Here is a 19,503-nt window from a genome sequence, read left to right as displayed (position 1 = left end):
GTATATAACATGACCACTAGTTTGCTGTTTTCACTAATCTGTGCAGGTGTCGCGATCGCTTACGGCATCTTCTCTATGAAATGGATCTTGGCTAAACCGACCGGTAACGAGCGTATGAATGAGATCGCCGCTGCTGTTCAGGAGGGTGCCAAGGCCTATCTTAATCGTCAGTACATGACCATCAGCGTTGTTGGTGTTGTGCTGCTGGTCGCAATTGGCTACTTCCTCGACCTGCATACGGCGATTGGTTTTGCCATCGGCGCCATCCTTTCTGGATTGGCAGGTTACATCGGCATGAATATCTCGGTTCGCGCCAATGTGCGTACTGCTGAGGCGGCTAATGATGGCCTGAATGCTGCGATGCAGGTTGCCTTCCGTGGCGGCGCTATCACCGGTATGTTGGTGGTGGGGCTCGGTCTGTTCGGTGTGGCAGGCTACTACATGGTGCTCGAGATGATGCACCCTGGTGCGGATAACCTTCACCCACTGATCGGTCTCGCCTTCGGTGGTTCACTGATCTCGATCTTTGCACGTCTCGGTGGCGGTATCTTCACCAAGGGTGCGGATGTCGGTGCCGATATCGTCGGTAAGGTTGAGGCGGGCATCCCTGAGGATGATCCACGTAATCCTGCGGTTATTGCCGATAACGTTGGTGACAACGTCGGTGACTGTGCGGGTATGGCGGCTGACCTGTTTGAGACCTACGCAGTAACCGTGGTTGCGACCATGCTGCTCGGTGGCCTGCTGCTGGGCGAAACTGGTGGCGCGGCAGCGGTCTATCCGCTGGTGCTGGGTGGTGTTTCGATCATCGCCTCTGTTGTCGGAACCTTCTTCGTAACGGCACGTGAAGGAGGCAAGATTATGAACGCCCTCTATCGTGGCCTGATCGTTGCAGGTCTGCTGGCGGCGGTTGCCTTCTACTTCGTCACCGATATGTTCATGGGTGGTGTTGAAATCGAAGGTGTTACCAACGTCACCATGAGCCTCTTTGGTTGTTCTCTGATCGGTCTGGCACTGACTGCAGCGATGGTTGTGATCACCGAGTACTACACTGCGACTGAGTTCCAGCCGGTACGTCATATCGCTGAGGCCTCAACCACGGGTGATGGTACCAACGTTATCGCGGGTCTCGGTGTTTCAATGAAATCTACCGCAGCACCTGTACTTGCTGTCTGTGCCTCTATCTGGGGTGCCTATGACCTGGCAGGACTCTATGGTATCGCGATTGCGGCAACCTCTATGCTCTCGATGACCGGCATTATCGTTGCACTCGACGCTTACGGTCCGATTACCGATAACGCGGGTGGCATTGCTGAGATGGCTGAGCTTGATGAGAAGATCCGCAACATTACCGATCCTCTCGATGCCGTGGGTAACACCACCAAGGCAGTTACCAAGGGTTACGCGATTGGTTCGGCAGGTCTTGCTGCGCTGGTACTCTTCGCTGATTACACTCACACCCTGGAGAAGGCGGGGCATGTAGCATCATTTGATCTCTCCAACCACATGGTCATCATCGGCCTGTTCCTTGGTGGCTTGGTTCCGTATCTCTTCGGCGCGATGTCGATGGAGGCGGTAGGTCGTGCAGCAGGCGGTATCGTGAACGAGGTACGCCGTCAGTTCAAAGAGAAGCCTGGCATCATGGACCACAGCGAGAAGCCTGACTACAGTCGTGCTGTAGACATGCTGACCAAGGCGGCGATCAAGGAGATGATTATTCCTTCATTGCTGCCGATTCTGGTGCCTATCCTGGTCGGTGTTTTCCTCGGCGTTGAAGCGCTGGGTGGTCTGCTGATCGGTACCATCATTACCGGTATCTTCGTCGCTATCTCTATGACCACCGGTGGTGGTGCGTGGGATAACGCCAAGAAGTACATTGAGGATGGTAACTTCGGTGGTAAGGGTTCCGATGCTCACAAGGCAGCGGTTACCGGTGACACCGTAGGCGACCCCTACAAGGATACTGCTGGTCCAGCGATCAACCCGCTGATCAAGATCATCAATATCGTTGCGCTGATGATTGTGCCCCTGCTCTAAGTAGGGTGTCTGTCGCGCCGAGTGGCGCGGCAGATAATATTAGCAAATCTTGATAAAGGGCCGGTATAATTACCGGCCCTTTTGTTTTTCTGAGATTTGAAGCGATGAACCTCGACAGAGTCACCTCCGGTAATGACGTTCCCAACGAGATCAATGTAATTATTGAGATCCCTGCACACTCCGATCCGGTCAAGTATGAGCTGGATAAGGATACCGGCGCGATGTTTGTCGATCGTTTCATGTCGACCGCGATGCATTACCCCTGTAACTACGGCTACGTGCCACACACTCTCTCCAAAGATGGTGATCCCGTCGATGTGCTGGTGTTGACCCCCTATCCGCTGATTCCCGGTTCGGTGATTCAGTGTCGTCCTGTTGGTGTACTGAAGATGGCGGACGAGTCGGGTGATGACGCCAAAATCCTCGCCGTGCCGGTCGACAAGCTCTGCAAATCCTATCGCAAGGTAACCAGCTTCCGCGATGTTCAGGAGGAGGTTCTCAACCGCATCTCCCACTTCTTCGAGCACTACAAGGATCTTGATGAGGGTAAGTGGGTTCGTGTCGGTGGTTGGGGTGATATCGATGAGGCGAAACAGGAGATCATGGATAGCGTTAAGATGTTCCAGGATGCCCCTGAGAAGCCTAATTTCTAAATAACCGCGAGTTACTTCAACGATGAAGATCTGTGTCGTCTCCGATAGCCACGACAACCGCCCGATGCTGACCGCCGCCGTGCACGAGGCGAAGGAGCTGCGTGGTGCCGAGGCGGTACTGCACTGCGGCGATGTGGTGGCACCGACCGCGCTGCGCCCGCTGCAGCAGTTCGGTCTGCCGGTGCATGTGATTCATGGCAACAACATGGGTGATACCTATGCCATGTTCATGCTAGTGCAGGAGCCCGACAGTGTGATCCATTATCACGGGCAGGATGCGGGTTTGAATCTCGGCGGTAAGCGGATTTTCATTGTGCACTATCCGCACTACGCTGAGGCGTTGGCGTTAACAGGGGAGTGGGATGTGGTCTGCTGTGGTCACGATCACCGCCCAGCGATCACGCCTGTGGAGGACATTAAGGGTGGTGAGTCGTTGATTGTGAATCCGGGAACGGTGGCGGGCGTTGGGCCGCGTGCTACCTACGTTATGGGTGATCTAGAGACGATGGAGTTTGAGATTTTCGATGTGCCGGGTGGCAAGGTTGATCATCAACCGCAGCACACCCCAGACTATAAGAAGTAGGCCCCTCAGTAACCTGAGGTGTTTTTCTCCACCCAGCGGCTACCCTCTTCAAGCTGCTCTTTCTTCCAGAAAGGGGCTTTCGATTTCAGATCCTCCATGATGAAGCGACTCGCTTCAAAGGCGTCTTTGCGATGGGCCGACCAGACAGCCACTAGGACGATCGGATCAGCTGGCTTGAGATCTCCAACACGGTGGATGACTAGCGTATCGAGCAGTTGCCAGCGGCTTGCTGCCTCCTCACAAATCTTCTCAAGGTGTTTTTCGGTCATGCCGGGGTAGTGCTCCAGCGACATGCCGTTAACCTCATCACCCTCGTTGAAATCACGCATGGTGCCAACAAAGACAGCGCTCGCCCCGGCCTTACCCTTGAGTTGATCGTGAGCAGCTTCAAATTGCTGCAGCTCCTGCCAGGGTTCGAATGGCGCGGGACGTACCTCGATGGTCATACTAGCCACCGGTAACGGGTGGGAAGAAGGCGACCTCATCGTCACTTTTCACCAGGTGATTTTGGTCGGTGTACTCCATGTTTATCGCAACCAGTACGTTGGTGGGCAGTGCCTTTCCGCCGGAGGCCTGTAACCACACATCGGCCGCTGTGGCGACCTCCCCGATCTCGACGGTGGCCCCATCGCAGCCCATCTGCTCACGCAGGCTGGCGAAGAATTTTACCGTTACCCTCATAGTCTTTACCTACTCTGCAGGTGCTCAATTGCACCACTATTCGCAGCAGCCTATCATGGATGATCCTATCTACCAATTGCCCTAAAGAGGGCTTCCTGACGGAGAGATCGATGAGCGAATTAACCCACTTCAACAGCGCTGGTGAGGCCCATATGGTCGATGTTGGTGAGAAGTCGGTGACCAAGCGTAGAGCCGTTGCCGAGGGTGCGATCAGCATGGAGCCGTCAACGCTGGAGAGGATCGTGGCAGGAGATCACAAAAAGGGTGATGTGCTCGGCATCGCGCGGGTGGCCGGCATTATGGCATCCAAGCGTACTGCTGATCTGATACCGCTCTGTCATCCATTGGCACTGACCCATGTCGGTATCGATCTTGAACCCCAGACAGATGCATCGCGCGTCTACTGCAGGGTGACGGTTGAGACGGCCGGTCAGACCGGTGTTGAGATGGAGGCGCTGACGGCGGTGCAGGTTACGCTGCTGACCATCTATGATATGTGTAAAGCGGTTGATCGTGGCATGAGCATGGAGGGTGTTCGTCTGATCCATAAGTCCGGTGGCAAGTCGGGTGCCTGGAATCGGGGTGACGACTAGCTAAGGCGCTTTTGAGCCCGATCAGTGGTCGGGTGGTCTGTTTAACATGGTTTGATCTGTTGGAGTGGTGAGCAAATGCAGAACTACGACTTTTTGGTAATCGGCAGTGGCCCAGCAGGACAGAAGGCCGCGGTTCAAGCCGCCAAGCTGGGCAAACGCGTTGCGATCATTGAGCGTCAGGCGGAGATTGGTGGTGTCTCTGTCCATACCGGCACTATCCCAAGCAAAACGCTTCGAGAGGCGGTGCTCTATCTAACCGGCTGGGATCAGCGTGGTCTCTATGGTCGCAGCTACCGGCTCAAAGAGAATTTGACCATCGAAGATCTAATGCAACGTCTGCACATTACGCTCAATCATGAGACCGAGGTGATGTCACACCAGTTATCGCGTAATGGGGTGACTGTGATTCAGGGCGAGGCCTCATTTATCGATGAGCACACCCTGCAGGTGGAGCGTCCAGGCGGTAAGTTGGAGGGGTTCCACGGTGAAAAGATCCTAATCGCCGTTGGCAGTCGTCCGGTTCGCCCCGAGGGGGTTCCGTTCGAGAGTGAGTCGGTGGTCGATAGTGACGGCATTCTCGATATCAAAGAGATCCCCAAATCGATGATTATCGTCGGTGGTGGTGTGATCGGTGTCGAGTACGCTTCGATCTTCAGCGCTATGGACGTCAAGGTCACACTGATTGATGGCCGTGAGCGGCTGCTCGATTTTCTTGATCGAGAGCTGGCTGATGAGCTGGTTCACCACATGCGGGATCGTGGTGTGATGCTGCGTCTCTCAGAAAATATTGACCGCGTAGAAGAGAAAGAGGAGGGGAAGATCGTAGCCCACCTGGAGAGCGGTAAGCAGGTTAGTGCAGAGCTGATTCTCTTTGCTGCTGGTCGAATTGGCTGCACCTATGCACTGAATCTGCACAACGCCGGTATCGAACCCGACTCGCGACGACGCATCAAGGTCAATGAGTTTTTCCAGACCGAAGTGCCACATATCTATGCCGGTGGTGATGTGATCGGTTTTCCCAGTCTCGCCTCGACCTCAATGGAGCAGGGACGTATTGCGGCCTGTCACGCCTTTGGCAAGAGTGCCTGTCAGCAGAGTAGTGACTTCCCCTTCGGTATCTATGCGGTGCCGGAGATCAGCATGATTGGCCGTACTGAACAGCAGCTGACCAAGGAGCAGATCCCCTACGAGGTGGGGCTGGCGCGGCTGCGAGAGACCGCGCGTGGACAGATCATGGGACTCGAAGACGGTGTGCTGAAGATCCTCTTTAGCAGTGAAGACCGTCGTGTACTTGGTGTGCACATCCTGGGTGAGGGCGCGACCGAACTGATCCACATCGGCCAGGCAGTGATGCTGCTTAGCGGTACGCTCGACTACTTTATTGAGAACGTCTTCAACTACCCGACTCTAGCCGAGGCCTATAAGGTCGCTGCGCTAGATGCCTACAACCGTCTAAACGGATAGTCGGTCTAGAGCTGGGCGGCGGTGTCGGGCAGCCAGCTGACGCCGCCAAAGCGTGCTTCAGGCACCTGCTGATGTATCTGGTGTTCGATGCGATAGACCTCGCTCTCGGGGATATCGACCATCAACATGATCTCACCGTGGGCCAGGGCGTCGCGCACCTCTCGGAAGTCGGCATCGGGCAGGTGGGTGAAGCGCTCGCCTGCCAGAAAGCTTACCAGCATGGCGACGACCAACAGGGTTGCCACCACAACGGCGCCATAACTGATGGCGACAAAAAAACCCGCTAGCATGATGAAAAAGAGGGTCAGATTACCGTTCCAGACCCAGCGCTCTAGTTGATGGAGCCGATCGCTGCGCTGCTCAAAGGTGGAGCCGGGCAGCCCCTCCAGTGACTCGCCGTTGCGGGCAATGGTATGGATTCGTCGGGTCTCAATTCCGTCCTGATTGAGTGCGGCTACGCCACGGCGTGCAAATTCGGCGTCGGGAAAGAGTAGGTAGAGTCGTCTCTTCATGATTCACTCCCAAGCGGCCGGGGTTACCGCTGTAACCGTCGTGATGGTCGCCTATGGGAGTGGTATAGTTATGTTGATAAAAACAGTCAAGTAATGGGGTTTCAACTGCCCATTAGAGGATTTTGGCCGCCTCATCGAAGTCGAGACGTGGCTGACGGGGGTGCAGCTTGCCAGGCTCTCCATATCCAATGGCGCAGATGAAGTTGGTCTTGATGGTGCCCTCGGGGAAGAACTCGGCATCCATCGCGGGGTAGTCGATACCCGACATCGGACCGCAGTCGAGCCCGAGTGAGCGAGCGGCCAGAATCAGGTAGGCCGCCTGCAGTGATGAGTTGCGGAAGGCGCTCTCCTCAATCTTATCGGGCTTGCCAGCAAACCAACTGCGCGCATCGGTGTGGGGAAAGAGTTTTGGTAATTGATCATAGAAGGTCATATCCATACCGATAATGGCCACCACCGGCGCACTCATACTCTTCTCGATATTACCTTCGGCCAGGCACGGTTTAAGACGCTGCTTGGCCTCACTACTTTTGATAAAGCGAATACGTGCCGGACAGCTGTTAGCGGCGGTTGGACCCATCTTCAGTAGATCGTAGAGCTTGTGCAGCAGCTCGTCGTTAACTGGTTGATCGAGCCAGTTACTGAAGCTTCGTGCCTCACGAAACAGGGTGTCGAGTGCCTTCTCGGAGAGAGTACGGTCGCGCATGCTGGATCCTTGTCGAGCGTTTCAGAAGTGAGTGATGATAAACCACATCGATAGGCTGCAATCCACGCAACCGATGCGGGTTAGGCGGGTTTGATTGCCTGACTGAACAGGGTGTCGACCGGCAGCCAGATTCCCTTTTCGGTCACCAGTTTATCGACCTCGCGTAGGTGTTTTACCTTGAAATTGCCGAGTTGATCGGAGGGGAGTAGATCGATCAGAGCGCGGTAGCCGCTATTCCAGATGATCTCCCACCAGTCATCAGCACTCGAGAGGTGATAGCCGAGCTGTTCATTGTCGATCTGAATCTTTTCGAAGCCGTTACGATCGAGTGCGTCGCTGCAGCGCTCAGCGTTGTTGAGCTGATCGGCCATAAAGGTGCGCCCCTCCGGGAGCTTGGCACCGAGGCGCTCCAAATCATCGAGAAATAGATCGCGCAGCGGCACGAACGCCTTGACGTCAAAGCTGGTGAAGATGATCTTGCCACCCGGTTTGCAGACGCGTTTCCACTCCTGAAGCGCCGCATCGATATCAGGCATAAAGAAGAGGCCGTAGCTGCAGGCGATGGTATCGAAATAGTCGCGTTTAAAGTCGAGCTTGGCGCCATCCATATCGAAAATATCGATGTTTTCCAATCCCATCTTCCGTGCATGAAAGGCGGTGCGGTCGAGCATCTTCTCCGAGAGGTCGATTGCCACAACGCGACCGCCTGGAAGCAGTGCCTGCGCCATGGAGATGGCGACAACCCCGGTGCCGGTGGCCACATCGAGCACCTTCTGTCCGGGTCTGGGTGCAACCTTGGAGACCAGTTTGTCGGCACAGAAGGGGAAGAAGCGTAGTGCAGGGCTATCGTAGCCATCGGCAACGCGCGAGAAGAGTTTGGCAATCGCCTGTTTGTGCTGTTGAGGTGTCAGTTCAGTATCCATGGCGGTAATGCGTATCCGTAATCATCAAAAAGGAGAGAGGCTATTATAACGTTATGGCATTGAGTGGTGTTGCGAGGTGCTAATTGAATCTGACCACTGAATTGATTCCCCATAGCTGGCTATGGCTGGCCACGTTGATATATGGCGTACTGATTTTATGGAGTGTGATCGGTGCTGACTGGGGGCAGATGCGACGTGAGTTGAGACTCTGGAATGCATGGCTTGCTAGCACCGTTGCAGTGCTGTTGCTCTGGAGCATGCGCGCGGGGGTTCTGCCAGGGCTCGAGTTCCACTGTTTGGGAGTAACGCTGTTGGTGTTGATGTTTGGCTGGCGCTACGCGTTGCTGTCGATTTCACTGGTGTTGGTTGGTACCGCTCTCAATGGCGCAGCCCAGTGGTTGGCGCTGCCGCTCAATGCGCTACTGCTGGGGGGAGTGCCGATTGCGGTGAGCCACCTGCTGCTCAGGTTTTCGGTCCGATATCTGCCGAAGAACTTCTTCGTCTACATACTCTTCTGCGGTTATCTCTCCGCCGCGCTCGCCTTTGCTGCTGGAGTGCTCTCGAGCACGCTGGTACTGGCGCTCAGTGGAGCCTATAGCTTCGAACGGATTGGTGGGGAGTATCTGATCTTTATCCCGATGATGCTCTTTGCAGAGGCGCTGCTGACCGGAATGCTGATTTCTGCGCTAGTGCTGAACAAGCCAGAGTGGGTTACCAGCTTCGATGACCGTCGTTATCTGAATGGAAAGTAATCGGATTTAGCGTTCACGCAGATCGCGCAGAATACCGAAGAAGAGGTGTTCTCCCTCATGTTCGATCTCGGTCACACTCAGATCGACCGGGAAGGTGGTGCCATCCTTGTGCTGTGCAGTCACTTCACGCCCCTTACCGATAATGCTCGGCTCACCGCCATCGAGATAATTTTTTAGATAACCGTCGTGCTGGTCCCTGTCGGGTTGGGGCATCAACATGCGGACATTCTTACCAATCAGCTCCTTGACGCGGTAGCCGAGTAGCTTCTCCACCGCTGGGTTACACGACTCAATGATGCCGTGACGATTGATGGTAATCACGCTGTCGATCATGTTCTCGCGAATTGCGCGCTCGCGTCGTTCGCTCTTGAGTAGATCACTCTCGATTCTGAAACGCTCATCGATCTCCTCCTTGAGGTGGTCGTTGGAGATGCGTAGCTGGTCGCCGGTGGTGTTGAGATCGGACATGATGTCGGCGATACGTCGCATCACGTAGTTGACGGTGACACCACTGAGTACCGCAGCGAGAATGCCGAGTGCGATCATCAGCTGGTAGGCGAGGTCAAAATCTTTCTGTGCGACTTCCAGGGCTTCGCGGCCGTGGGCCTGTTGCAGACGGATAAAGTCATCCATGTGCCACAGCACTTTGTTCTGGGTTGGTATCGCCTGCTGGGTCAGGATGTCTGCGGCCGACTGGAACTGATCAATGGCGAGCAGATCGAGTACCTGATCCTGAAAGGTGACAATCTCAGCGATGCCGGAGCGTACATCGGCAAGGATCTGGAGCTCGGTTTCATCGTGATCGAGCAGCTCCAGTGCCTCTCGTATTTTGAGAAACTCCTCACCACGATCGCGCAGTTTTAGATAGAGATCGTCACGCTCGAAGGGGTCGGGCGTCATCACCATGCTCTGCAGAATCAGTGAGCGTTCGCGCGAGGCGTTGCGCATCAGACGTAACAGATCGGCCTGTACATTATGCTCGTTCACCACCTTCTCGATATTGCTGGTGACGTGCTTCATGCGATTGAGGCCGATGGAGATAACGGCAACGACGAGTGCGATGGCAAAAATAAACCCAAAGGAGAGTAGGTTCTGCGCTTCACTGCTCTGTTTAGTGGTGGCCATGTTCGCTCTTGATCAAACGTTGTCTATCACTGTCAGTCCGTGCGCTGCAGTGGTGGGCAAGTATAGACCTTGTCCGCAGCCCAGGTGAATAAGTGGCTTCACCCGGCTGTGAGGCCACCTCACCATTGGCAGGTTACTCCTGATGGTAGTAGTCGTATTCCTGCAGGATCTGTTTGGTAAAGTTCCACGCCTCATTATAAGAGAGGCCGCTCTCGTCAGGGATCACGATCTTCACATAGAGCATGCCCGGATGCGCCTGCTTGAGAGCACCGAGCTCATTGTTGAGCTGCTCCATGGTGAGCTGGCGGTACTCCGCCTCTCCTTCGCGAATGGCGATGCGCTTGTTGCCGGAGATCTTCTCGAAGCGGACCTCGACCACATGTTTGCCAACCGGCGTACGTGCGGGACGAACCAGCTTGTCGTACTTCACTTTCAGGTCGTCATACTCACCCTGTAGTGAAGTAAAGCTACGTGTTGAGGAGAGCTGCTGCTGCTTGAGGTCGATCAATGCATCGGCCTGCTTTTGGTTATTCAGCTCCAGAGCGGTGATCTTCTCTTCGGCGTTGCTCAGCTGAGCCAGCTGCGTTTCGTGTTCGGCCTTGAGTTCGGTGTAGCGGCTGTTGGCCTGCTGCAACTGATCGCTCAGCAGTGAGCGCTGTTGCTCGGTCTGGTTGAGCTGGTTACGAAGTTGTTCAAGCTGAGATTCGAGTGCCAGCTGCTGTGCTTCGCGTTCGGCGAGCTGTCGGCTCTTCTCAGCGTCGGTCTCCTGTGCCTGCATCATCTGCATGCGCAGCAGTGAGAGCTGGTGCTGGGCGGAGGCAAGCTGCTCCTCAAGGGTGGCGTTGGCGTCGGCAACATTACGCGCCATCGATGCCGCTCGCTGTTCGGCCTCCATGGTATTGCGCAGCTCCGCCATCAGCTCCCAGTTGCGTACGATCAGCACCGTGCTGGCGAGCATGAAGATCATCACCACCACGGTCATGATGTCGGTCAGCGAGGGCCAGTAGTTCTCACTGACGCTGTTGTTGTCATTATGAGCCTGCCGAAGATCGACGAAACCCTGATCCATTACGCGTCATCTCGTGCGGGTAGGCGGAAACCTTCCTGCAACAGCTGTTTGATCTCTTTCATGTCGCTACTGATAGAACCGGTCTGGTCGTTCATGCTGGTGAACATCTGTTGCAACTGGCTACCCGCCTCGCTGTAGCTCTCCTGTGCCGTATGCATGATGGTGGCAGTGGTGCGCAGGCTCTTAACTAGCCCGGCAATGTCGTGCAGCAGGGTGTCGCTGCTGTGGCTAAAGCGTGGCAGCAGGTAGAGGGTGGTGACCTGCTCGATACCACCGACCAGGTGGGTCTGGGTGTCGGTGAGCTTGAGGTAGAAGTAGCCGTAGAAGAGATAGCAGAGGATGGCGGTGATAGTGGTCGAGAGGGCGGTCGACATGCCATGGATGATCAGCCCCATGTTACCGATCTCCTGCGGTGAACCGAGCATGTCGGAGGCACCGATCAGTGCAATGGAGAGCGAGATGATGGTGCCGAAGACGCCGGTCAGGATCAGGATGTTGTGGATGAACTTGGGAAAGCTGATGCGGGTGCTCTCCTGTGCCAGTAACACGGCGGCCAACGCGCTGTGGTTGATCGGCGCGTTCTGCCGGTCGAGATTTAGAATGGTGCGGTAGCGGTCGTTGATCAGATTGGTGCTCTCGCCCTTCTCCGGCTTGCCGAGTTGATCCTGTTCGAGCTTGAAGATGAAACGTGAGAGTGCTGACTCTTCGCGCATATAGCGCAGCAGAATCCAGATCACCTTGGAAAGGCCGAGCAGGAACAGCACCAGGATGCTGCTATTGATGATGATGCCGGTCTGGGTGAGCTGGTTACGGAAGTAGACGCCGGTGAGCAGGTCGAGGTTGATCGCCACGATGCCTAGCGCCAGTAGCGTCATTATCACCAAACGAATCAGTACGCGGCGGCTGTAGTTCTTTTTGTAGTCGTTCATCGAGCAATTCCCTGAATTTTTATAGCATTCTACCGGCTCGACACCCGGTGACCAACAGAGGTTTTTGTGGGGGAATTCGGTGCGAGGCGATTAGCCGGGGCGTCCGTCGATGCGGGGGCGGATCAGAATCGGCAGGTAGACCACCACAAAGATCGAAAATGCAGTGATCCAGGCTACCCCTGAGAGGGTGATCAACAGTGGGTATTGATCCATCATCGATAGCGGTAGTAGCACGCGAATCACAGCAGCAATGCCAACCAGTGCAAAGGCGAAGGCGATAGAGTGGCCGATGACCATCTCACGCCCGGTATGGCCAATGGCCACGCGAGCCATCATGCCGAGCGTCATCATGCCGATGCCACCCACGGTCAGGGCGTGCAGTGCCAGAACGGATGGGATTATGTCGAAGATCACCAGTGCCTTGAACAGCAGCCCGATCACGATCCAGAGGTAGGCGATATGGAGTACCCACAGTAGCGGTGTACGGGCGGTACGCAGCGGTAGCCAGCCGTAGAGGCGAAAGGCGTGAATCAGGGTGGCAAAGATGGCGACCAGAGCGACCGCAACGGTATCTGGCAGTAGCTGTTCGGTGACCACCAGTAGCAGCAGCGTACCGATGGCGCTCTTCTCTACCCAGGGCCAGCTATGGGTCTTAACGTTGCCAAGACCGCGTTCGGTGAAGAAGGGGATGACGCGGCCACCCAACACCGCCACCAGCAGCACGATCATGCCGACGGCCAGGTTAATGCCGCTTTTACCCGTCGGTGCGATATCGAGCGCCTCGAGATGGATCATCAGGTTGGCGATGGTCAGCAGGGCGATAATCAACAGGAAGATAGCGTTGTTCTTCTGTTTCGCGCGGACCAGTGGGGTACCTGCAGCAACGCCCAGTGCCGGTACAAAGGCGAGATCGATGAGGGCAATCAGCGGCGCCGGGATCAGCTCTGAGAAGAGGGGGGTGATACGACCTGCGGCCCAGAGTAGAAACAGCAGCATCAGCGGTGTCCCGGATGGGGTGTCGATACCGGTCCAGTTGCGCACTGCGGTGAGCAGGAAACCAGCCACCACTGCCAGTACATAGCCAAACAGCATCTCGTGGCTGTGCCAGCCGACAAAGCCGTAATAGTTAGAGAGCGGGGTGCCAGAGCTGTAACTGTGGAGCCAGCCGGCGAGCAGTGCCACGGCCGCAATACCAGCAGCGAGAAAGAAGGGGCGAAAGCCGAGCGCAAAGAGAGCAAATCCATTCGGTGATGGGGTGGGGGTGCGCTCTTCAATATTCAGCGGTGGCATGCGTTCACTCTCAGGTTGGGCTAGTATCGGCGCCGATCATAGCGGAGGTTCCGGCTCGGTGCCTTGTTTTGTATCAATCGCAAACTGGCAATGAATGTAGGTGTTTGAGATGAATGTGCTGAACTGTGGAGAGGTGGGGCTGGAACCCCTACAGCGGGTGCTGAAGCCCTACGGGATGGTGGTTGAAGGGGTGGCTGCTGAAGAGGAAATCCCTGGTAGTTTCTGGGGCGATGAGGAGGCGGGGCTGATCGAGAACCGTCTGCTGGTGCGAGATGACACACCACTGCATTCGGCGCTGCATGAGGCGTGTCACTACATCTGTATGGATCAGTCACGACGCCAGGGGCTGCACACCGATGCCGGTGGTGGGTACGATGAGGAGAACGGTGTCTGTTATCTGCAGGTGCTGCTCGCAGATCGTATTGCTGGTTTTGGTCGTGCGCGCATGTTTGCCGATATGGATGCCTGGGGTTATAGCTTCCGGCTCGGCTCCTCGCAACGCTGGTTTGAGCAGGACGCTGTAGATGCCAATCAGTGGCTGGCAGATCACAATCTGCTCGATGCGGCGGGTGAGCCGAATGGTCAGCTGCGCCAGTGAGGGGTGATATCCGGTTTCGCTTCACCTCTTCAATACTTTAGAATCGCTGCAACTCAACAATAACTACCGAGAGAGGGAGTATCCATGGCCGTTGGCTCCATAACCTGGCAGGGCATCCTGCTGCGCTTTATCTTCGCTGCAATTCTGGTCTTCACCACCTATAACCCCGAGGGGTTCGACTACTTCAACTGGGTGGTGATGAACAATCTCGAGGCGTTGCCGCAATCGCTGCCGGTGAAGCTCTTTGTCGGTTTTGTATTGCTGATTGGCTGGGTGATCTATATCCGCGCGACCCTGCGCTCACTCGGCCCGATCGGCCTGATTCTCGCCTTCGGTTTCTTCGGCACCCTGCTGTGGATGATCGTCGACTGGGGCTGGATTCCGACCGATAGCATCCGCGCCGTGACCTACCTGGCCGAGGTGGTGATGTGCGCGATTCTTGCGGTTGGTATGTCGTGGTCACATATCCGCCGCCGTCTCAGCGGTCAGGCAGATGTAGACGAAATCGAAGAGTAACTCTCCGATAGTCAGAAAATAGGGGGTGCCGATCGGCGCCCCTTTTTTTGTCTAGAGAACGATCAAGGTGGCGAAGCCAAGGAACAGACCCAGGCTGACAACATCGGTGATGCTGGTGAGAAAGATTGCCGATGCGGTGGAGGGATCGGCGCCTATTTTCTCCAGTCCGAGGGGTACCAGAACGCCGGTGATGCCGCTGATTACGCAACTGCCTACCATCGCCATAAAGACCACCAGGGCCAACAACAATCCATCGTTGCTACCACTGATCATGGCGTAGGCAAACATCGCCGCGCCCGCTGTGACACCTACCAGGATGCCGTTGCTTAAACCTAACAGGCCCTCCTTGAATAGCGCGTCTCGCGTTGCATTCTCTTTGAATTCGCCGAGTGTCAGTCCACGCAGGGTGATCGCGAGCGATTGGCTGCCGGTATTGCCGGCCTGTCCGGCCAGAACCGGAAGAAATACGGCGAGCATGACGATCTGACTGATCGTCTCTTCAAAAAAGCCCACGACGAAGGCGGCAAGGAATGCTGTGAGCAGATTGAACTGTAACCAGGGATGACGCGATTTGAGACTGCTGCGCCAGGGAGTGTGTAGATGCTCCTCCTTTTCGATACCGACCATTCGCCCACTCTGGGCCGTCAGCTCAAAGGTGTGCTCCTCAAACAGCACGTAGCCCTGTAGCTCTCCCTGCAGCACGCCTAGCTCATTGCAGACAGGGTAGACGGGATAGTGTCTCTGTACGGTTGCCGCCATCGCATCGCTGATCGAGGTGTCGGTTGTTAGATAGAACGGCTGGTCGATCATGATAGTGCCGAGTGGTGCATCGGTTTCGGCAAGCATTAGATCGCGCATCACTACCAGACCGATCAGTTTCTGTTCACTGTCTACCACGTAGGCGTAGGTGATAAGGCTCTCTTGAGTAATGTGGCGGATATTCTCGATCGCCTCACTAGCGGTGGTCTCTGCTGTGTAGACCGCGAGTGATTGCTCCATGAATCGGCCGATTTGATCTTCGGGATAGTCGCGATTGAGTTCCCACTGCGCGCCGATGCTGTCCGATCGGTCGATTGTGATCGCATCGGTTAATTCGCTCGGTAAGTGGTGGAGCAACTTGATTGCCAGAGACGGCTTCAGGCGCTGAAGTACCTCAGTAACGGTTTCTGCTGTCTCACCGCTCAGGGTGCTGACGGCATCCAACGGGGCACGTTGTGTGGCCAGCTTGACGAGGTCGTTGATGACCGTCTCGTCGAGATGTTTCGCTCTCTCTTCGTTCATTATTGGTTCCGTAACGCTGGGTGTTTAGCTGTGGTTGTTGCCCTTGAGGGTTGGCGGTTATTTGTCGTCAGGTTTCAGGTCGCTGAATGAGCCCCTAATGCTCTCATAGCGCTGCCGAAACTGTTTGGCGTCACCATAGTCGATAAAGTTGCTGTAGCGACTATGAAAGGCGGCAGTATGACGCGCATGCTTGATCGGGCACCAGTGCTGTTCAACCCGCGCGGCAATCTCGCGAATATAGGCGATCAGTCCGTTGAAGTAGCCGCAGTAGATGCAGTTGAGTCGTTCAATGATGTTGAGATAGCGCAGGTAGTGACGGTCGATGACGATATAGTCGCTTCTCCGAACCCTGGGTATACCGTAGAGCGGGAAGCAGATGGCGTGGAACAGGCTAACGCTGAGATCGATTAGCAGCGCGGGAAACAGTATCAGCCAGACCAGTGGTGCAGTCAGGCGCTGACCGCCATGGATAGCGTCGGGGCGCCGTAGGCATAAACGGTCGCGTGAAGTTTTTGCTGTTTGCTTGGGCTTGGATGCCCAAAACAAACTCTCGCAAAAATAGCGACTCCCCTGATATGTTTCGGTTTGCTCTGGCTCAGGTAGCGAAACAGGCCGGTTGAGAGTCTGCGGTGCTGTTTGCGGATCTCACGGTCGAAGAGCACGCGTTTCTCTTCGACCTCGTAGAGAAACTCCTCTTTTTTCTTCTGTAGCTCCAGGAGTAGCTGATCCTCAAGCTGCTGAATATCTTGCAGCAGCTCCTGTAGACGGTCATCCATAGTGGCTCCAGTCGGGTCAAACGGGCGAGTGGTTTTGATCCGTTTGTACGCATCGCCCATGCGGATGTAAAGCGGTCGTTATTTGCCTAGTTGCTCGGTTAAGAGGCACTATCTGGGCTTTGATAAAGTATGAAATGAGGTTGTGAGACGTTATGGCTAGGGTAAAGATCTACAGCACCGGTACCTGTCCAATCTGTGACAAGGCGAAGATGTTGCTTGATAAGTGGAATATTGCGTTTGATGAGATGCGTGTCGATCTCGATCGCGCCGGACTCAAAGAGATGCTCGAGGTGACCGATAATGCCAGGACCGTTCCGCAGAGCGCGATCGATAATCGCTGGATTGGTGGCTTTAGCGAGCTGACCGAGCTGAAGATGGATGGTGAGCTCGATGCCCTGATGGGAGGTTAGAACTGAATGAAAAACTTGTTACGAAGGTAGCAGGCACAAAAAAGGCGGCACAAGTGCCGCCTTTTTTGTGCCTGCTACAGTAATGACTTACTGTGCAGCAGGTGCTACTGGAGCAACTGGTGCTACGGGTGCGCCGTAAGGAGCGTAGCCGTAAGGAGCGCCGTAAGGAGCATAACCGTTGTAGCCGTTGTAACCGTTGTTGAAACCGTTGTAGCCGTTATAACCGTTGCCAGAAGCGTTACCGTTACCACGACCGCGGAAGCTCAGGTCGAAATCGCCCATCATGTCGCCCATGCCGTTGCCCCAACCGTTACCGTTGCCCCAACCGTTACCGTTGCCCCAACCGTTACCGTTGCCCCAACCGTTGTTGTTGTTCCAACCGTTGTTACCCCAACCGTTGTTCCATGGGCTGTTGTTGCCCCAACCGTTGTTGTTCCAAGGGGTCCACCAGGCGCTGGCAGAAGACATAGAGAGTGCGCTAACACCGACGAGTGCTGCGAGAGCAGCTGCTTTAGTGAATTTCATCATGGTTTAAATCCTCTTTGTTTGTTACATCATGGTTTTAAAAATAAAGCTAAGTAAAAAAAGCTAAGTCACTCACCACGCACATTGATAACTGGTTGCACTACCCCTGTGCGAACTAATGCATATTAGTTATTATTGATATGCTAATTTATTTGTCAAGTTTCTAGCCATAAATTTATTCATCAATCTGTTGGCTGGGCTAGGGTTTGATTCGACTGTATGTTTATAACGTGCTGAATAACCAAGGTAATTCTTAAAGCGTGCAAGTGAAGTCTGGTCAAGTGGTTGGGGGCTGGAATCTTGTGGCAGTGATGGCATGAACGGCTAAATCAACTTACAAGGCGGCGATCTGCAGTCGTTTTTCATCGATCAGTGAGGTGTATACACGGGAGAGGGCGTGTTCATAGGCGCAGTCGCCAGCCAGCCCCATCTCTGCAAGTCGTGGGGCGCCGCAGGCATAAACGGTCGCGTGAAGTTTTTGCTGTTTGCTTGGGCTTGGATGCCCAAAACAAACTCTCGCAAAAATAGCGACTCCCCTATCTAATTGTTTCTGCGCTTGGCGCAGAGTGGCTGGTGCTATGTGTGTAAACTTCCATACTCTTCACCTCATCTGTTTTGTCTTTGTTGTCATCGCAGAGAGTAGGGGGAGATTGTGTCAAGGGTGTGACATATAAAGAGTTAGTAGCAGGCACGTGTGTCTCAGTTATCTGCGTGATTGAGGCGAATCTCAATCTGTAACATGGTCAATTACAATCGATGTGGTTCGTTAGGCTTCAATAGAGGGGCGAGAAATGGGTGGTTGGGGTTGTCCGCATGAGGTGAAAGGTTTGTGCGATCGGGTGGAGCAGCGTAATTGTGAGCCCGGTATGAAGGGGTGTGTGTTGGCCGGTCGTTTTCTGTTTAGTGAGGATGAGAAAAATACCAAACGTGCCGTTAGAGAGAAGGGAAAGCAGCAGGGTGAAGAATAATATGTGTGGTTTAGTTGAGGCGCCTGACAGCAGCGCGCGATCGTCAATATGAAAATAAAATTCTTTCAGCTCGAGATTGGTCGTCGGTTTGAATTTAGAGGCGACACAATGCGCAAGGTGAGCCCGTTGATTGCCGAATTTGAGAGCGATAGTCGACAGAAGATTGTGCCGCGTGCCGCAATGGTTGAACCGCTTGATGGCGAAATTTCTGAAGTTGTAAATGAAGAGAGTGCGTCGCTATCGGCAGAGGTGGTTCGTGAAGCATTCGATCGTTTTTATGAGGAGTGTATGGGAACGGTAAATGGCCTGGCTGATATCGCCGGTGGTGAGGCGGGGGCTGCGGCTGCAGTCGAACTTGAACGTGCCAAGCAGCGGTTCAACAAGGCGCTCGCAGTGTGGATTAAGCCGTGCTGAGATATCACTCGATTCCTGTCACCAGCTTTCAGCAAAACTGTTCACTACTCTGGTGTGATCAGAGCAACAAGGCCGCATTGATCGATCCGGGAGGGGAGGCGACACGTCTATTGGAGGCCGTAGGACAAGCGGGTGTGACGCTGGAGGGTATCCTGCTGACTCACGGTCATCTCGATCACGTCGGTGCAGCGTCAGAAATATCGGCGCTCACGGGGAACGCAATAACCGGTCCCCATATTGGAGATGAGCCGCTACTCAACGCCCTTCAGCAGCAGGCGGAGATGTTTGGTTTGCCATCTACAGAACCATTTACTCCAGATCGATGGCTCAAGGATGGTGAGGTGGTCAATGTTGGCAGTGAGCCGCTGCAAGTCATTCACGCTCCTGGTCACTCTCCAGGGCACGTTGTCTTCTATCATGAGCCGTCGCAGACGGCCTTTGTCGGGGACGTGCTGTTTAGAGGTTCAATCGGTAGATCTGACCTTCCTGGTGGCGATCAACACGCATTGATACAGAGCATTCAAAGCCGACTGTTTCCGCTGGGTGATGATGTGACGATTGTCCCCGGGCATGGGCCCCGTTCCACGTTGGGCGAGGAGCGACGGAGTAACCCCTATGTGGGGGCTTGAAGTCAGTCGGGGCTACTGGGCTCCATTGTTTGAGAAGAACTCAACCATACGTCTACTGCAGGTCGATAC

General features: G+C 54.8%; 25 protein-coding genes. 12 read left to right on the top strand and 13 right to left on the bottom strand.

Annotation, left to right across the window (positions count from 1 at the left end; translation table 11 throughout):
• The first annotated feature begins 9 nt into the window (after positions 1 to 9).
• The 3 genes from BOW52_RS03320 to BOW52_RS03310 all read left to right on the top strand — a co-directional run bounded on the left by BOW52_RS03320 (position 10) and on the right by BOW52_RS03310 (position 3,273).
• Positions 10 to 2,037, top strand: coding sequence for a sodium-translocating pyrophosphatase (locus BOW52_RS03320; protein ID WP_078482669.1), 2,028 nt, complete (start codon positions 10 to 12; stop codon positions 2,035 to 2,037).
• Positions 2,038 to 2,141: 104 nt separating this feature from the next.
• Positions 2,142 to 2,690, top strand: coding sequence for an inorganic diphosphatase (gene ppa, locus BOW52_RS03315; protein ID WP_078482668.1), 549 nt, complete (start codon positions 2,142 to 2,144; stop codon positions 2,688 to 2,690).
• A 22-nt stretch (positions 2,691 to 2,712) separates the two neighbouring features.
• Positions 2,713 to 3,273: a YfcE family phosphodiesterase gene (locus BOW52_RS03310; RefSeq protein ID WP_078482667.1), complete on the top strand. Its 561-nt coding sequence runs from the start codon at positions 2,713 to 2,715 to the stop codon at positions 3,271 to 3,273.
• 5 nt (positions 3,274 to 3,278) lie between these two features.
• On the opposite strand, the gene BOW52_RS03305 is transcribed toward BOW52_RS03310, so the two are convergent.
• Together BOW52_RS03305 and moaD are read right to left on the bottom strand one after the other, a co-directional pair.
• Positions 3,279 to 3,719 carry a molybdenum cofactor biosynthesis protein MoaE gene (locus BOW52_RS03305; protein ID WP_078482666.1) on the bottom strand — a complete coding sequence of 147 codons (441 nt, stop codon included), beginning with the start codon at positions 3,717 to 3,719 and terminating at the stop codon, positions 3,279 to 3,281.
• A 1-nt stretch (position 3,720) separates the two neighbouring features.
• The gene (gene moaD, locus BOW52_RS03300) at positions 3,721 to 3,954 is read right to left on the bottom strand and encodes a molybdopterin converting factor subunit 1 (protein WP_078482665.1); all 234 of its coding nucleotides are present in this window, start codon (positions 3,952 to 3,954) and stop codon (positions 3,721 to 3,723) included.
• A 110-nt stretch (positions 3,955 to 4,064) separates the two neighbouring features.
• On the opposite strand from moaD, the gene moaC reads away from it, so the two are divergent.
• Both moaC and sthA read left to right on the top strand, forming a co-directional pair.
• Complete coding sequence (moaC, locus tag BOW52_RS03295) at positions 4,065 to 4,547, top strand: cyclic pyranopterin monophosphate synthase MoaC (RefSeq protein ID WP_078482664.1); 483 nt, start codon at positions 4,065 to 4,067, stop codon at positions 4,545 to 4,547.
• A 75-nt stretch (positions 4,548 to 4,622) separates the two neighbouring features.
• Positions 4,623 to 6,011, top strand: coding sequence for a Si-specific NAD(P)(+) transhydrogenase (gene sthA / locus BOW52_RS03290; RefSeq protein ID WP_078482663.1), 1,389 nt, complete (start codon positions 4,623 to 4,625; stop codon positions 6,009 to 6,011).
• A 5-nt stretch (positions 6,012 to 6,016) separates the two neighbouring features.
• Here sthA and BOW52_RS03285 read toward each other — a convergent pair whose 3' ends face one another.
• The 3 genes from BOW52_RS03285 to BOW52_RS03275 all read right to left on the bottom strand — a co-directional run bounded on the left by BOW52_RS03285 (position 6,017) and on the right by BOW52_RS03275 (position 8,152).
• The gene (locus BOW52_RS03285) at positions 6,017 to 6,523 is read right to left on the bottom strand and encodes a hypothetical protein (RefSeq protein WP_078482662.1); all 507 of its coding nucleotides are present in this window, start codon (positions 6,521 to 6,523) and stop codon (positions 6,017 to 6,019) included.
• Between the two features lie 112 nt (positions 6,524 to 6,635).
• Positions 6,636 to 7,229 (bottom strand): malonic semialdehyde reductase, encoded by a 594-nt coding sequence (locus tag BOW52_RS03280; protein ID WP_078482661.1) that lies wholly within the window; start codon positions 7,227 to 7,229, stop codon positions 6,636 to 6,638.
• A gap of 80 nt (positions 7,230 to 7,309) precedes the next feature.
• On the bottom strand, positions 7,310 to 8,152 hold the full coding sequence (locus BOW52_RS03275) for a class I SAM-dependent methyltransferase (protein WP_078482660.1): 843 nt from the start codon (positions 8,150 to 8,152) through the stop codon (positions 7,310 to 7,312).
• A gap of 83 nt (positions 8,153 to 8,235) precedes the next feature.
• Here BOW52_RS03275 and BOW52_RS03270 point away from each other — a divergent pair, with 83 nt between their 5' ends.
• Entirely contained in the window at positions 8,236 to 8,904 is a 669-nt protein-coding gene (locus BOW52_RS03270; protein ID WP_078482659.1) for an energy-coupling factor ABC transporter permease, read from the top strand.
• A gap of 6 nt (positions 8,905 to 8,910) precedes the next feature.
• On the opposite strand, the gene BOW52_RS03265 is transcribed toward BOW52_RS03270, so the two are convergent.
• From BOW52_RS03265 to BOW52_RS03250, 4 genes are all read right to left on the bottom strand, one after another.
• Positions 8,911 to 10,029 (bottom strand): PAS domain S-box protein, encoded by a 1,119-nt coding sequence (locus tag BOW52_RS03265; protein ID WP_078482658.1) that lies wholly within the window; start codon positions 10,027 to 10,029, stop codon positions 8,911 to 8,913.
• Positions 10,030 to 10,162: 133 nt separating this feature from the next.
• Complete coding sequence (locus BOW52_RS03260; RefSeq protein WP_078482657.1) at positions 10,163 to 11,098, bottom strand: coiled-coil domain-containing protein; 936 nt, start codon at positions 11,096 to 11,098, stop codon at positions 10,163 to 10,165.
• On the bottom strand, positions 11,098 to 12,027 hold the full coding sequence (locus tag BOW52_RS03255) for a MotA/TolQ/ExbB proton channel family protein (protein WP_078482656.1): 930 nt from the start codon (positions 12,025 to 12,027) through the stop codon (positions 11,098 to 11,100). The genes BOW52_RS03260 and BOW52_RS03255 overlap by 1 nt, the downstream gene beginning before the upstream one ends.
• A gap of 90 nt (positions 12,028 to 12,117) precedes the next feature.
• Positions 12,118 to 13,317, bottom strand: coding sequence for an NnrS family protein (locus tag BOW52_RS03250; protein ID WP_078482655.1), 1,200 nt, complete (start codon positions 13,315 to 13,317; stop codon positions 12,118 to 12,120).
• A 109-nt stretch (positions 13,318 to 13,426) separates the two neighbouring features.
• Between BOW52_RS03250 and BOW52_RS03245 the strand changes: the two genes are divergently transcribed.
• Positions 13,427 to 13,915: a hypothetical protein gene (locus BOW52_RS03245; protein ID WP_078482701.1), complete on the top strand. Its 489-nt coding sequence runs from the start codon at positions 13,427 to 13,429 to the stop codon at positions 13,913 to 13,915.
• Between the two features lie 84 nt (positions 13,916 to 13,999).
• The gene (locus BOW52_RS03240) at positions 14,000 to 14,431 is read left to right on the top strand and encodes a DUF6524 family protein (protein WP_078482654.1); all 432 of its coding nucleotides are present in this window, start codon (positions 14,000 to 14,002) and stop codon (positions 14,429 to 14,431) included.
• A 51-nt stretch (positions 14,432 to 14,482) separates the two neighbouring features.
• Here BOW52_RS03240 and BOW52_RS03235 read toward each other — a convergent pair whose 3' ends face one another.
• Genes BOW52_RS03235 through BOW52_RS03225 form a run of 3 tightly spaced genes read right to left on the bottom strand, consistent with a single transcriptional unit; the run spans position 14,483 to position 16,488 of the window.
• Positions 14,483 to 15,712 (bottom strand): magnesium transporter, encoded by a 1,230-nt coding sequence (locus BOW52_RS03235; RefSeq protein WP_078482653.1) that lies wholly within the window; start codon positions 15,710 to 15,712, stop codon positions 14,483 to 14,485.
• Between the two features lie 57 nt (positions 15,713 to 15,769).
• Positions 15,770 to 16,258, bottom strand: coding sequence for a hypothetical protein (locus BOW52_RS03230; RefSeq protein WP_135621985.1), 489 nt, complete (start codon positions 16,256 to 16,258; stop codon positions 15,770 to 15,772).
• Positions 16,162 to 16,488: a hypothetical protein gene (locus BOW52_RS03225; RefSeq protein WP_135621983.1), complete on the bottom strand. Its 327-nt coding sequence runs from the start codon at positions 16,486 to 16,488 to the stop codon at positions 16,162 to 16,164. The genes BOW52_RS03230 and BOW52_RS03225 overlap by 97 nt, the downstream gene beginning before the upstream one ends.
• Before the next feature lie 152 nt (positions 16,489 to 16,640).
• On the opposite strand from BOW52_RS03225, the gene BOW52_RS03220 reads away from it, so the two are divergent.
• Positions 16,641 to 16,898, top strand: a complete 258-nt coding sequence (locus BOW52_RS03220) for a glutaredoxin domain-containing protein (RefSeq protein ID WP_078482650.1) — start codon at positions 16,641 to 16,643, stop codon at positions 16,896 to 16,898.
• 87 nt (positions 16,899 to 16,985) lie between these two features.
• On the opposite strand, the gene BOW52_RS03215 is transcribed toward BOW52_RS03220, so the two are convergent.
• Positions 16,986 to 17,426 (bottom strand): sulfur globule family protein, encoded by a 441-nt coding sequence (locus BOW52_RS03215; RefSeq protein ID WP_078482649.1) that lies wholly within the window; start codon positions 17,424 to 17,426, stop codon positions 16,986 to 16,988.
• A gap of 788 nt (positions 17,427 to 18,214) precedes the next feature.
• On the opposite strand from BOW52_RS03215, the gene BOW52_RS16945 reads away from it, so the two are divergent.
• From BOW52_RS16945 to BOW52_RS03205, 3 genes are read left to right on the top strand one after another with little or no spacing between them, the layout of a single operon-like run.
• Positions 18,215 to 18,391, top strand: a complete 177-nt coding sequence (locus BOW52_RS16945) for a hypothetical protein (protein WP_172840096.1) — start codon at positions 18,215 to 18,217, stop codon at positions 18,389 to 18,391.
• A gap of 48 nt (positions 18,392 to 18,439) precedes the next feature.
• Positions 18,440 to 18,805 carry a hypothetical protein gene (locus BOW52_RS03210; RefSeq protein WP_078482648.1) on the top strand — a complete coding sequence of 122 codons (366 nt, stop codon included), beginning with the start codon at positions 18,440 to 18,442 and terminating at the stop codon, positions 18,803 to 18,805.
• Positions 18,799 to 19,434, top strand: coding sequence for an MBL fold metallo-hydrolase (locus BOW52_RS03205; RefSeq protein ID WP_078482647.1), 636 nt, complete (start codon positions 18,799 to 18,801; stop codon positions 19,432 to 19,434). The genes BOW52_RS03210 and BOW52_RS03205 overlap by 7 nt, the downstream gene beginning before the upstream one ends.
• Positions 19,435 to 19,503: the final 69 nt, after the last annotated feature.

This window comes from Solemya pervernicosa gill symbiont (genome assembly GCF_002020875.1).
Classification (GTDB): Bacteria; Pseudomonadota; Gammaproteobacteria.
This window is presented reverse-complemented; position numbering and strand designations above follow the sequence as displayed.